The 13,065-nt window shown below is 69.8% G+C and carries 10 protein-coding genes; 7 read left to right on the forward strand and 3 right to left on the reverse strand.

Annotated features, from left to right (window positions below; all coding sequences use genetic code 11):
* Positions 1–32: 32 nt before the first annotated feature.
* The 3 genes from ACZ3HL_RS38495 to ssd are packed head-to-tail and all read right to left on the reverse strand — an operon-like array spanning position 33 to position 2,985.
* Positions 33–776, reverse strand: a complete 744-nt coding sequence (locus ACZ3HL_RS38495) for a type II secretion system F family protein (protein WP_465536512.1) — start codon at positions 774–776, stop codon at positions 33–35.
* Positions 773–1,915, reverse strand: a complete 1,143-nt coding sequence (locus ACZ3HL_RS38500) for a TadA family conjugal transfer-associated ATPase (protein ID WP_465536513.1) — start codon at positions 1,913–1,915, stop codon at positions 773–775. The genes ACZ3HL_RS38495 and ACZ3HL_RS38500 overlap by 4 nt, the downstream gene beginning before the upstream one ends.
* On the reverse strand, positions 1,912–2,985 hold the full coding sequence (ssd, locus tag ACZ3HL_RS38505) for a septum site-determining protein Ssd (RefSeq protein WP_465536514.1): 1,074 nt from the start codon (positions 2,983–2,985) through the stop codon (positions 1,912–1,914). Before ssd ends, ACZ3HL_RS38500 begins: the two co-directional genes overlap by 4 nt.
* Positions 2,986–3,549: 564 nt before the next feature.
* On the opposite strand from ssd, the gene ACZ3HL_RS38510 reads away from it, so the two are divergent.
* The 7 genes from ACZ3HL_RS38510 to nicT all read left to right on the forward strand — a co-directional run bounded on the left by ACZ3HL_RS38510 (position 3,550) and on the right by nicT (position 13,025).
* Positions 3,550–4,347, forward strand: coding sequence for an HAD family hydrolase (locus tag ACZ3HL_RS38510; RefSeq protein ID WP_465536517.1), 798 nt, complete (start codon positions 3,550–3,552; stop codon positions 4,345–4,347).
* Between the two features lie 576 nt (positions 4,348–4,923).
* A complete protein-coding gene (locus ACZ3HL_RS38515; protein ID WP_465536518.1) occupies positions 4,924–6,729 on the forward strand; it encodes a glycoside hydrolase family 3 protein in 1,806 nt (601 codons plus the stop codon).
* A complete protein-coding gene (locus tag ACZ3HL_RS38520) occupies positions 6,726–7,994 on the forward strand; it encodes an exo-beta-N-acetylmuramidase NamZ family protein (RefSeq protein ID WP_465536519.1) in 1,269 nt (422 codons plus the stop codon). The genes ACZ3HL_RS38515 and ACZ3HL_RS38520 overlap by 4 nt, the downstream gene beginning before the upstream one ends.
* 11 nt (positions 7,995–8,005) lie before the next feature.
* The gene (locus ACZ3HL_RS38525; RefSeq protein WP_465536521.1) at positions 8,006–9,781 is read left to right on the forward strand and encodes a serine hydrolase domain-containing protein; all 1,776 of its coding nucleotides are present in this window, start codon (positions 8,006–8,008) and stop codon (positions 9,779–9,781) included.
* A gap of 210 nt (positions 9,782–9,991) precedes the next feature.
* On the forward strand, positions 9,992–10,990 hold the full coding sequence (locus tag ACZ3HL_RS38530; protein ID WP_225949385.1) for a MurR/RpiR family transcriptional regulator: 999 nt from the start codon (positions 9,992–9,994) through the stop codon (positions 10,988–10,990).
* Between the two features lie 17 nt (positions 10,991–11,007).
* Positions 11,008–11,937: an N-acetylmuramic acid 6-phosphate etherase gene (locus ACZ3HL_RS38535; RefSeq protein ID WP_465411194.1), complete on the forward strand. Its 930-nt coding sequence runs from the start codon at positions 11,008–11,010 to the stop codon at positions 11,935–11,937.
* A complete protein-coding gene (gene nicT / locus ACZ3HL_RS38540) occupies positions 11,934–13,025 on the forward strand; it encodes a Nickel transporter NicT (RefSeq protein WP_465536637.1) in 1,092 nt (363 codons plus the stop codon). Before ACZ3HL_RS38535 ends, nicT begins: the two co-directional genes overlap by 4 nt.
* The last annotated feature ends 40 nt before the right edge of the window (positions 13,026–13,065 follow it).

A 13,065-nucleotide genomic window follows, 5' to 3' on the forward strand; every position in this document is an offset into this window, starting at 1 on the left:
GGCACCACCCAGCAGGATCAACGCCGCGCCGGTCAGCATGACGCCACCCGCCCGGTCAGGGCCCGGCACCAGGCCGTGCCCGCCCAGATCAGCCCACTGCCCACGACGAGCAGCACTTGGCCGGCACCAGTCCCGGTGAGGACGTGGACCGGGCCCGCTCCCATCACCTCGCCGAGCGGCAGGCACACCAGCGGGAGGGCCGCGAGTACGGCGGCGCTCGCCCGGGGACCGGCCATCTTGGCTTTGAGCCGGCGGCGGAAGCCGATCCCCGCCTCCGCGTCCCGTCTCGCGGCGTCGAGCACGTCGGCCATCGGCAGCCCGAACCGGTTCGCGAGCGTCCACGCGTTCACCAAAGCCGGTGGTGCGTCCGGGTCGGCGGCGGTTTCCCCACCGAGCCGGGCGGCCGCGATGAGCCCGCGCAGCCGCTCGGACGCCGCCGGTATCGCCTCCGCGGTGGCTTCGGCCGCCGTCACCGGGTGGGCGCCCGCGCGGAGCTCCCCGATCATCGTCCGCAACACGGACGCGGTGAGCTCGGCTTCGGCCAGCGCCGCGTTCGCCCGCGCTCGCGACCGGACCTCCTGGCGGACGGACACGGTGATCACGAGTGTCGCGACGGCCCAGCCGATCCCGAGGAACGGCAGGACGAGCAGCGCCGGCAGAGGCCACCAGCCCGTCCGGAGCGCCCGTGGCGGACGCCAGGCGATCGGCGCGCGCACCATCGGCTTCGGCCAGCAGGCCAGGCCCGCGCCGCAGGAGAGCAGGAACCACGGGTTCATGCCGCCAGCTCCTCGAAGGGAGTCTCGTCGCCGATCCAGGTGCCTTTGCTCCAAACCGGAACGACCTTGGCCTCACCTCGAAAGGACCGCAGGACACCGACCTCGTCCAGCCGCCGGATCCCGCTCGGCAGCCGGACCATGTGCAGGACCACCCGCACCGCCGCCGTCAGCTGGCTGTGCAGCGCGTCGCGTTTCAGCCCGCCGAGCGCGGCCAGCGCCTCCATGCGCGCGGGGACCTCCTCCGAGGAATTGGCGTGCAGGGTGCAGCCACCGCCCTCGTGCCCGGTGTTCATCGCGTTGAGCAACGCGATCACCTCCCGGCCGCGCACCTCTCCGACGACCAGGCGGTCCGGGCGCATCCGCAACGCCTGCCGCACCAGTTCGCTGAGTCCGACCTCGCCCGCGCCCTCGACGTTCGCCGGGCGGGTGAGCAGGCTGACGAACTGCGGATGGTCCGGTTGCAGTTCTCCGGCGTCCTCGACGCAGACGATGCGTTCGGACGGGGGCACGGCGCCGAGCAACGCGGCGAGCAAGGTCGTCTTGCCCGCCCCGGTGCCACCGGAGACCAGGAACGCGAGCCGTCGCCGGATGACCGAGTCGAGCAGATCCGCGCCACTGGTGCCGAACACCCCGCGCAATCGGAGTTCGGCGAGATCATGGGTGGCGGGCCGGAGAACGCGGAGCGAGAGGGAGGTCCCGGCGGGCGCGAGCGGCGGGAGCACCGCGTGCATCCGGACCCGGCCGTGCGGCCCGACTCCCGGAAGCCAGCAGTCGGCGAACGGTTGCGCGTCGTCCAGGCGCCGCCCGCCGGCGAGGGCGAGCCGCTGGGCCAGCCTGCGGACCGCTTCCTCGTCGGCGAAACGGATCTCCGTCTCCTTGGGGCCTTTACCGGTGTCCACCCAGACCTTGTCGGGAGCGGTGACGAGAATGTCCGTGACGCCGGGCTTTTCGAGAAGCGGCGCGAGCGGGCCGGCGCCGACGAACTCGTCACGCGCCAGCCGGACCGCTCCGAGGACAGCGTCCTGCCCGAGCGCGCCGCCCGCTTCGGCGCGGACCGCCCGCGCGACGCTCACCGGATCCGCCGGGGCGGCCGATCCGGCCAGCCGCCGCCGGACCCGCTCGACCAGCTCTTCGGTCATCTCGAAGCACCGGCCAGGTTTCCGCGCGCCGCCGCGAGGACTTCGGTGGCGGCCGTCGCCAGGTGCCCGCGATGTCTCGGGACGAACTCGCCGCGGTCCAGCGCCACCGAGAGGGACCGCTCGCGGCCCATCGACGTGATGAGCGGGACGCCGACGGCGTCGGCGATCTCCTGGGGGATCAGCCCGGCGGGCGACGGGCCTCGGACCGCGACACCGATCCTCGTCGCGTGGAGCTCGAGCCTGGCGAGGACCTGTTTCGCCGCGGCGCAGGCACGGAGTTCCGCGGGGACGACGACCACGACGAGATCGGCCCGCCCGATCACGGCGGCCGTCTCGGCACCGAAATACCTCGGCAGATCGCAGACGACCGTCCGCCCCGCCCGCCGTCCGGCGTTCAGCACGCCCTCGATCGCCTCGGGCCCGGGGCCGCGCCCTTCCCTTCCATAGGACACAAAGGACAGCGACCCGGTCGGGTATTTCTTTCGCGGCAGGGCTTCGCTCAACGCGGCCATGGACACCCTGCCGCCGAGGTCGAGCTCCGGCCAGCGGGGCCCGCGATCACGTTCGGCGGCGAGGAGGACGTCGACTCCGCCGCCGAGCGGGTCGCAGTCGACCAGCAGCCCGCCGGTGCCGGACTTCTCCGCCTGGTACGCGACGGCGGCCGCCAGCACGGAAGCCCCGGCACCGCCGCGCCCGCCGACGACCCCGATGACGACGCCGTCGTCACGCGCCGGCCCGTCGACGACGTCGGCGAATTCGCCGATGAGGTCGGCTTCCTCGTCCGGGAGCGAAAGGACCTTCTCCGAACCGGTGTTGAAGGCGCGCTCCCACGTCACCGGCGTCGGCGCGCCCTTGCAGATCAGCAGGACCTTGTTCCGCCGCAGCAGGCGATTCGGCGCGCTCGCGGCTTCCTCGTCGAGCACCACGAGCGGCGCCCGGGCCCACCTCCCGCGTGCCGCGTCCAGATCGGGCGCGCGTTCGACCTCGCAGCCCGCGGCCGCGGCCACGCGCAGGATCTCGTCGAGCAGGATGTCGTCGCCTGCGACGACGAGCGGATGTTCCACGGTCATGATTCCCCCAGTGATTCGGTCGGACTCGGGTGATGACTCCACGGTCGCGCCGCTCCCCGCCGCGCACAACGCCATTCCGCCCCACCTGTGGACAACCGGGGTGTTGTGGACAACTCCGCCGTGGGAAACCGGTTTCCCACGGTTTTGTCGGTCCCCTTTCCACTACGGATCCGCATCCGGAAATGAGCGCGAAAATGGTTGAGAGAAAAGAAAGTTAACGAACTTCGGCCGGTTTCGGCCTTATCCGGGCGAGGTTTTCTTGACCGGCCAGGTCTGAACCACTGACGCCACAAGGGATCGAGGAGGCGGCCCTCGCCAGGGGGGAGGGACGAGGGCCGCCTGGGGTTCAGCCCCGGGGGGTCGGACTGAACCTGGGCCCGGTGCAACACCGGACAATCTCACTGTAACTCCGGTACCGGCCCGTTGCGGGCGACCTCCGCACCCACAATTCGATAACGGCACGACGCGCCGGACCGAGTGGGCGGTCGTGAATTTTCCACCGCGCCATCCCGATCGTGGTCGACCAACGGGCGCGCGCCCGTCCGGCTCTCCTATCCTTGGCGAGTGGACCGACCCAGCACGACGCCCAGCCAGGTCGCGGCGTTCTTCGATCTCGACAAGACGATCATCGCGTCATCGAGCGCGTTGGCCTTCAGCAAGCCGCTTTTGCGCGAAGGCCTCATCAACCGCCGAGCCGCGCTTCGGAGCGCGTACGCCCAACTCGTCTTCTCCCTCGCGGGCGCGGACGCGGCGAAGACCGAGCGGATGCGGGCCGAGGTTTCGGCGCTGTGCACCGGATGGGACGTCGCGCAGGTGTCCGCGATCGTCCGCGAAACCCTGCATGACGTCGTCGACCCACTCGTCTACGCGGAGGCGGCGGAACTGATCTCCTCGCATCGCGCGGAGGGGCACGACGTCGTGGTGCTGTCGGCGACCGGCGAGGAGGTCGTCGCACCGGTCGCCGAAATGCTCGGCGCGACGCGCAGCGTGGCCACCCGGATGCAGATTGTGGACGGTCGCTACTCGGGCGAAGTCGATTTCTACTGCTACGGCGAGAACAAGGCCGTCGCCGCGAAGCAGCTCGCCGCGACTTACGACTACGACCTCACCCAGTGCCACGCGTACACCGACTCGAGCACCGACATCCCGCTCCTCGAGGTCGTCGGACGGCCGCACGCGGTCAACCCCGACCGCGTCCTGCGCAAGCACGCGACCGAACAGGGCTGGGATATCCTCGCCTTCGAGCACCCGATGTCGCTGCGGACCCGGATCCCGGCGCGCTCGGCCGGCCTGGTCGCGCTCGGCGCCGTCGCCGCGGGGGCCACCTGGTACGGCTACAACCGGCGCAAACGCACCCGCTGAGCGCGCACCCACACGGCGGTACCGGACCGGTTTTCGCAGTCAGGGCCGCGAATTGTCCGTCGCTGAGGGTGCTCGTGTCACTAGATCGAGCCTCTGTACCGGTGCACCCGTCTGCGCACTTGAAGTGACCCGGCTCACGGCGTAGAAAGTAGGTGCGGACGTTCGGTCGGCCAGGGAACAGGTAGAAGAGAAGCCTGTTCCACCCCGGCGAATCTCCGTGTGCGGACACCGGGTACCCACGCGCAGCGCGCCGCGGGAGGCTCGTCGTCTAGGGACTGCGTACCGGGACGCCGGACGCCGAGTCCATGAAGGTACGACCAGAGTTGCACGCTTGGTCGCCCGAGTGGTCCGCACTGACTGGCGGCGCCCGCCGGCTTCTTGCCGACGGGCGCCGCCAGTGTTTTACCCCCGATTTCAAGCGTGACAGGCCCCTTCGCGTCCCTTTGTGTATGAACGGACCGTTCGTGCGGGTGGCCGATGGACAAGCAAAGTGCTCGTGGGTAGCTTCCGGATATCAGTGCTTCCAGGTGGACTTCTTTCCACCTGAGAGTCAGGCACGAATCTGGGAGGCTTGAGGTGACGACCCGAACCGCGCACGCCCGTCATCGGAGGATCCATGCGCTCGCCCTGCCCCTCGCGGGCCTGCTCACCCTGGGCGTCTCGGCGGTTCCGGCGACCGCGCGGCCGGTGACGGCGGACGTCGAGGCGCAGCGGACGCTGCGCGGGCTGACCCTGGAGCAGAAGGTCGGGCAGCTGTTCGTCACGTGGGTGAACGGGAAGTCCGCCGACGAGGTCAACGCCAAGAACCAGGCCGACTTCGGCGTCGACACCCCCGCGCAGGTGATCGAGAAGTACCACCTGGGCGGCGTCATCTACTTCAACAACGACAGCCGCGACAACTTCGACGACCCGGTGCAGGTCGCCAAGCTGTCCAACGGGCTCCAGCGGGCCGCGCTCCGCAGCGGCGCCCGCATCCCGTTGCAGATCGCGACTGACCAGGAAGGCGGCACGGTCACCCGGATGGGTGCCCCCGCGACCGAGCTGCCGAACGCGATGGCGATCTCGGCCGGCCGTGACACCAAGGCCGCGCAGGAGGCCGCCCGCATCCTCGGGCACGAACTCCGCGCCGTCGGCATCAACCAGGACTTCGCCCCCGACGCCGACGTGAACTCCAACCCGGCCAACCCGGTGATCGGCGTCCGGTCCTTCTCCGGCCGCCCGGAGCTGGCGAGCCAGTTCGTCGAGGCCCAGGTCAGGGGCTTCCAGAACTCCGGACGGCGCTCCGAGACGGTGTCCGCCGCCGCGAAGCACTTCCCCGGCCACGGCGACGCGGCCACCGACAGTCACCACGAGCTGCCCAGGATCGACCGCAGCGAGGACAGCTGGCGCGCGACCGACGTGCCGCCGTTCAAGGCCGCCATCAAGGCGGGCATCGACTCGATCATGAGCGCGCACATCCAATTCCCCAGCCTCGACCCGTCGGGAGAGCCGGCGACGCTGTCGAAGCCGATCCTCACCGGCAAACTCCGCGAGGAGCTCGGCTACCGCGGCGTCGTCGTCACCGACTCGCTCTCGATGGACGCCGTGCGCGAGATGCACACCGACGCGGAGATCCCGGTGCTCGCGCTCAAAGCGGGCGTCGACCAGCTGCTCATGCCGGTGAACCTCGAACTCGCGATCAACTCGGTGCTCGACGCCGTCCGCAAGGGTGAGCTGACCGAGCGGCGTATCGACGAGAGCGTCCTGCGGGTGCTCAAGCTCAAGCTGAACCGCGGCATCCTGACCTCGCCGTTCGTCGACCCGGCCAAGGTGATGACGAAGGTCGGCACCCCGGCCAACCTCGCGACCGCGCAGGGCATCGCCGACCGGTCGGTCACCGCCATCCGCAACGACGGCGGTGTCCTTCCGCTCAAGCAGCAGCCCGCGAAGACGCTCGTGACCGGCTGGGGCGTGAGCACGACGGCGTCCCTGGCCTCGAAGCTCACCGCGCACGGCACGCAGGCGACCGCGCTGCAGACCGGGCAGACGCCGACCGACGCCCAGATCGCGCAGGCCGTCGCGGCGGCGAAGAACGTCGACCTCGTCGTCGTGCTGACCAACAACGTCGGCACGTATCCGTTGCAGGGCAAGCTGTTGCAGGCGCTGGCCGACACCGGGAAACCCGTCGTCGCGGTCGCCGCCCAGATCCCGTACGACGCCGGTTACGAGAACCCGATCAAGACGTGGCTCGCCACGTACGGCTACATCTCGCCTTCTCTCGAGGCGCTGGCGAAGGTGATCCTCGGGAAGGTCACGCCGCAGGGCAAGCTGCCGGTGGACGTCCCCGCGGGCAAGGACGTCGGCACGGTGAAGTACCCCTTCGGCCACGGGCTGACCTGGTGAACCTCAACCGCCGCCACTTCCTCGCCACCGGCGCGCTCGCGGTCCCCGCGCTGACGGCCGGGTCCTCGGTCGCGGGGGCCCAGCCGGAAAGCGAGAGCAAAGGTCCCCCGCTCACCCGCACCGGAGCGGACGTGCTCGCCGCCAAGGGCTGGGCACCACTGTCCGGCCGCAAGCTCGGCGTGCTGTCGAATCCGACAGGCGTCCTGGCGAGCGGCGACCACATCGTCGATTCGATGGTCGCCGCCGGTGTCCGGCCGCTCGCCGCGTTCGGGCCGGAGCACGGGTTCCGCGGCAGCGCGCAAGCGGGCGGCTCCGAGGGCGACTACACCGATCCCCGCACCGGCGTACCCGTCTACGACGCGTACGGCGCCGACGCGACGAAGCTCGCCGGGATGTTCACGAAGGCGGGCGTCGACACCGTCGTCTTCGACATCGCCGACGTCGGCGCGCGGTTCTACACCTACATCTGGTCGCTGTACACGGCGATGGTCGCGGCGGCGAAGACCGGCGCGGCGGTCGTCGTGCTGGACCGGCCGAACCCGTTGGGCGGCAAGGCCGCCGGGCCGATGCTGAACCCGGCGTTCGCCTCGGGTGTCGGCCGGAAGCCGATCGTGCAGCAGCACGGCATGACCGTCGGCGAGCTCGCGCGGTTCTTCGCCGCCGAGTTCCTGCCCGCCGAGGGCGTCACGCCGGGCAAGCTCGAAATCGTCGAAGTGCGCGACTGGCGACGTGACCAGCTCTTCGGGCGCACCGGGCTGACGTGGGTCCCGCCGAGCCCGAACATGCCGACGCCGGACACCGCGCTCGTCTATCCCGGCACCGGGATGTTCGAGGGCACCGTGTTCTCCGAAGGCCGGGGCACCACCAGGCCGTTCGAGATCATCGGCGCGCCGGGCCTCGACTGGCGCTGGCGCGAGAAGCTCGGCGAGCTTCGGCTGCCCGGCGTGAAGTTCCGCGAGGCGTACTTCGTGCCGACGTTCGGCAAGTTCGTCAACGAGCCCTGCGGTGGCGTGCAGGTGACCGTCACGGACCCGCGGGCGTTCGACGCCATCCGCACCGCGGTCACCATGTTCGTCACCGCGAAGCAGCTGCACCCGGACAAGTTCAAGTGGCGGCCCGACAACTTCCTCGACAAGCTCTCCGGCTCCGACAGGTTGCGCACGATGGTCGACAAGGGCGCCGGGGTGGACGAGATCGTCGGGTCCTGGCAGGCCGAACTGGCCGAGTTCGACCGGAAACGCCGTCGCCATCTCATCTACCGCTGAGAGGAACGACCTTGCGTGTTAGGAAGATCCTGATCGCGGCCGTCTCCGTACTGGTCGCGGCGACCACGCTGTCGACGGCGGGAGCACAGGCGATTCCGGGGAGCGAAGCCCAGCGAGACCGCGCGGCGGGCCGGTTCGACAAGCCGCGCGAAGGTTTCGCGCCCGCGTCCACCGTCCTGCGTGACGGCGCGCCCCCCGACGTCGGTCTCGACCCGGCGCCGATCAAGGCGGCCGAGCAGTTCATCGAGAGCTGGACCAAGCCGGACGCCACCGGGCACCCGCATTTCTCCGGAGCGGTCGGCCTGCTCGCGCACGACGGCGTGGTCGTCGAGCGCCAGGCCGTCGGTGGCGCTGTCCGCTACGCCGACGCGAAGGGCACCGAGCTGCCGCCCGAGCAGCAGGTGCCGATGCGCGCGGACACGATCTTCGACATGGCGTCGATCTCCAAGCTGTTCACCTCCATCGCGGTGATGCAGCTGGCCGAGACGGGCAAGGTGGAGATCTCGGCGCCGGTGGCGCGGTACCTGCCGGAGTTCGGGGTGAACGGCAAGGAGGCCGTCACCGTCCAGCAGCTGCTCACGCACGTCTCGGGCTTCGCCGCGACACCGCTCCCGTCCCTATGGGAGGGCTACCCGGATATCCCCTCGCGCCGCAAGGCCGTCCTCGACAGCCCGCTGAAGAACCCGCCGGGCAGCACGTACCTCTACTCCGACATCAACCTGCTGACGCTCGGCTTCCTCGTCGAGAAGGTGGCCGGGGCACCGCTGGACAAGGTGGTCCAGGACCGCATCTCGGCCCCGCTGGGCCTGGTGGACACCGGGTACAACCCGCCCGCGTCGAAACTCGCCAGGGTCGCGGCGACCGAGTACGCCGCGAAGCCGCCGCGGGGGCTCGTACGCGGCGAAGTACACGACGAGAACGCCTGGTCTCTGGGCGGTGTCGCCGGGCACGCGGGCGTGTTCTCCACAGCCGCCGACATGGCGGTGCTGGCGCAGACGATCCTCAACGGCGGCGCGTACCGAGGCCAGCGGATCCTGCGCGAGGAGACCGTGCGGGCGATGCTGACGAACTACAACCACAAGTTCCCCGACAACGCGCACGGCCTCGGCTTCGAGCTCGACCAGCCCTGGTACATGGGCGCGCTGTCGGCGCCGTCCACGGCCGGGCACACCGGGTTCACCGGGACCTCGCTGGTGATCGACCCGCTGTCGCGGTCGTTCGCGATCCTGCTCACCAACCGCGTGCATCCGACACGGAACTGGGGCTCGATCAACATCGCCAGGGAGACGTGGGCGAGCTCGCTCGCGAAGGCGATGGCGGTCCGCCCGGCGCACGGCCGCGACGCGTGGTTCAGCGGCGCCGGGGACGTCTCCACGGCCACGCTCACGACTCCGGCGTTGCAGACGCGCGGCGGGCCGCTGAAGGTCTCCTTCGACACCTTCGTGGACACCGAGGGGCCGTCGGACTCTCTGTTCTTGGAAATAAGTACCGACGGTGGAGCCACCTGGAAAACGATTACTCTGCGTGCAAGCGGACCAGGCGCTCCCATCGGGGACCAAACCGGTCTCGGCGGGCACGGCCACCGGGCTTGGTGGCGGGCGGCCGCCGAGGTGTCACAAAGCTCACAAATCACCCTCCGCTGGCGTTACACGACCGATGCCCGTTACACCGGACGAGGAATTTCCTTGGATGGTGTGAAAGTCACTGAACGCGGCCGCACACTGCTGGACAGTGAGCATAATCCGCCTACTTTCGTCGCTACCGGGTGGAAGTTGAGCAGTAGGTAACCGAGTAGCTCCGATCCGCTGACCGGACCGCCCCGTTGACCGGTACACAGCCCCTTGCGTCGCGACACTAAGTTGCCAAGTCGTTAGCTCGACCTCGTTAACGGCCTCGACCTGGTTAGCGACTTTCTGGTCAACGATTAATCGCAAATCGAATCCGCAGACACGGATAGGTTGCGATCTTCCCGAAGGGTGTGGGTAGCCTTGTCGCAGATGCCAACGGTTAGTAACTTTCCCACGGTGGGCGATACCGATTCCGTAATCGCGGCCGCACCGTCCGAGGCCGTGCCGGCGCAGCCGACACGGGACGCTGACGCGAGCCCGCTCGTCCGGATTCGCTCCCTCCTGCCCGGGCTCGCCCGGGCCGAGCAGCGCGTCGCGAAGGTCGTCCTCGACGACCCCGCGCAGGTCGCGCGGCGCAGCATCACCGAGGTCGCGCTCGCGGCGAACACCAGCGAAACCACCGTCACGCGGTTCTGCAAGGCGGTCGGTGTCGGCGGGTACCCGCAGCTCAGGATCGCCCTGGCGGCCGACACCGCCCGGTCCGAGGCGCGGTCGACCCGCAACCTCGGCGGCGAGATCGGCCCGGAGGACGACCTGGCCGCGGTCATCGGCAAGGTCAGCTTCGCGGACGCCCGTGCCGTGGAGGAGACCGCCGACCAGCTCGACGTCCCGTCGCTACAGCGCGTGATCGACATCGTGGCAGGCGCGGGCCGCGTGGACGTCTACGGCGTGGGCGCGAGCGCGTTCGTCGCCGCGGACCTGCAGCAGAAGCTGCACCGCATCGGGCGGGTCAGTTTCGCCTGGTCGGACACGCACATCATGCTCACCTCGGCCGCCGTGCTGAGCCCCGGCGACGTCGCGATCGGCATCTCCCACACGGGCGCGACCACGGACACCGTCGAGGCGCTGCGTGTGGCCCGCGAGCACGGCGCGATCACCGTCGCCGTGACGAACTTCCCGCGTTCGCCGATCACCGAGGTCGCCGACCACGTACTGACCACGGCCGCGCGGGAGACGACGTTCCGCTCGGGTGCGACCGCCAGTCGCATCGCGCAGCTGACCGTCATCGACTGCCTGTTCATCGGTGTCGCGCAGCGGCACATGGACGCGTCGGTCAACGCTCTCGACGCGACCAGGGACGCGGTTGGCTCGCACCGTCTGGGTGTCCGGCCCGACGGCAGGCGGCGGCCGCGGGAAACCGGCAAATGAGCGAAAAAGTGAGGCGCATGATGACCGTCCCACGCCAGGTGGTGCACGTCGATTCGCCAACCGAACAGCGCAATCCACGGACGACCGACATCGACCTGATGTCGACCATGGGCATCCTCGGCGCGATCAACGCCGAGGACCGCCGGGTCCCCGAAGCCGTCGCCGCGGTGCTGCCGCAGGTGGCGCGGGCGGTCGAGGGTGCCGTGGAAGCGCTGCGGTCGGGGCACCGCGTGCACTACTTCGGGGCCGGCACCTCCGGCAGGCTGGCGACGTTGGACGCGGCGGAGCTCGTGCCGACGTTCAACGTGCCCGCCGATTGGTTCATCGCGCATCACGCGGGCGGCGCACGCGCGCTGCGCCAAGCCGTCGAAGACGCCGAGGACGACGCGAAGGCCGGAGCCGCCGAGGTGGCCGAGTCCGTCGCGCCCGGCGACTTCGTGCTCGGGCTGACTGCGTCCGGCCGGACGCCCTACGTCCTCGGCGCGCTGGCCGCGGCCGGCCGTCTCGGTGCCCGCACCGCCTTGGTGTCGGGTAATCCGGCGACGGTGACGCCGCCGGGTGTCGATGTCCTCATCGCGGTGGACACCGGCCCAGAGGCGATCGCCGGATCGACGCGGATGAAGGCGGGCACGGCGCAGAAGATCATCCTCACCGCGTTCTCCACCGCGACGATGATCAAGCTCGGCCGCACGTATTCGAACCTGATGGTCAGCATGCGGGCGACCAACGCCAAGCTGCGCGGGCGGACCATCCGGATCCTGCGCGAGGCCACCGGGATGAGCATGGCGGACTGCTCCGACGCGCTCACCGAGGCCGACGGCGACCTCAAGGTCGCGCTGGTCCACCTGCTGTCCGGCGAAGACGTCGCGAGTGCGGCGAAGGCGCTGGCGGCCAACGATGGCCACGTACGGAAGGCTCTCGACTCCCTTCGGGTGCGCGCGAGCTGAACACCGGCGGACAGACCCGTTCATCCCGACGCCTCGCGCTCACGCGACGCGAACGGGTGTCCGTCGCCGGGATGGCCGGGTTCATCCTGCTGCTCAACGTCATCGGCTGGGGGGTCCTGACGCTTTTCGTGGCGCCGCGCCAGTACGAGCTCGGCGCCACGGGCGTGTTCGGGGTCGGCCTCGGCGTCACCGCGTTCGTGCTCGGGATGCGGCACGCGTTCGACGCGGACCACATCGCCGCGATCGACAACACCACCCGCAAACTGATGGCCGACGGGCAACGGCCGCTTTCGGTCGGTTTCTGGTTCTCCCTCGGCCATTCGACGATCGTGTTCGCCCTGTGCCTGCTGCTGTCGCTCGGCGTGCGGGCGCTGGCCGGCGCCGTCGAGGACGACTCGTCGGCGCTGCACGAGACGACCGGGCTGATCGGAACGTCGGTTTCCGCGGTGTTCCTGTACCTCATCGGGATCATGAACCTGGTGGTGCTGGTCGGCATCGTGAAGGTGTTCCGGCGGATGCGGCGCGGCGAGCTCGACGAAGCGGCGCTGGAGCGGCAACTCGACAACCGCGGCTTCATGAACCGCTTGCTCCGAGGCGCCACCAAAGCGGTACGCAAGCCTTGGCACATCTACCCGATCGGTGTGCTGTTCGGCCTCGGCTTCGATACCGCGACCGAGATCAGCCTGCTGGTGCTCGCCGGCGGGGCGGCCGCGTTCTCGCTGCCTTGGTACGCGATCCTGGTGCTGCCGATCCTGTTCGCCGCGGGGATGACGCTGTTCGACACCGCCGATGGCTGTTTCATGAACTACGCGTATGGCTGGGCCTTCGCGAAGCCGGTGCGGAAGATCTACTACAACCTCACCGTGACGGCGCTTTCCGTCGCGGTCGCCTTGCTCATCGGGACGATCGAGGTCATCTCGATCATCACCGAACGCTTCGGCATCACGACCGGGCCGCTCGCGGCGATCGGATCGTTGAGCCTGGACTACGTGGGCTACGCGGTCGTCGCCCTCTTCGTGTTTACGTGGCTCTTCGCGCTCCTCGTGTGGCGCTTCGCGCGGATCGAGGAGCGCTGGTCCGTCGAATAGTGTCCCCAATGTGGCATTGGAGACGCTGAGCGTCCCTAAT

It is taken from the genome of Amycolatopsis sp. NPDC000009 (genome assembly GCF_055563465.1).

What these genes read in the sequence shown, in the direction of transcription:
- ACZ3HL_RS38530 (WP_225949385.1), top strand. Translation starts at nt 9,992, where the DNA reads ATGCCAACGGTTAGTAACTTTCCCACGGTGGGCGATACCGATTCCGTA.
- ssd (WP_465536514.1), bottom strand. Translation starts at nt 2,985, where the DNA reads ATGACCGTGGAACATCCGCTCGTCGTCGCAGGCGACGACATCCTGCTC.
- ACZ3HL_RS38535 (WP_465411194.1), top strand. Translation starts at nt 11,008, where the DNA reads ATGATGACCGTCCCACGCCAGGTGGTGCACGTCGATTCGCCAACCGAA.
- ACZ3HL_RS38500 (WP_465536513.1), bottom strand. Translation starts at nt 1,915, where the DNA reads ATGACCGAAGAGCTGGTCGAGCGGGTCCGGCGGCGGCTGGCCGGATCG.
- ACZ3HL_RS38495 (WP_465536512.1), bottom strand. Translation starts at nt 776, where the DNA reads ATGAACCCGTGGTTCCTGCTCTCCTGCGGCGCGGGCCTGGCCTGCTGG.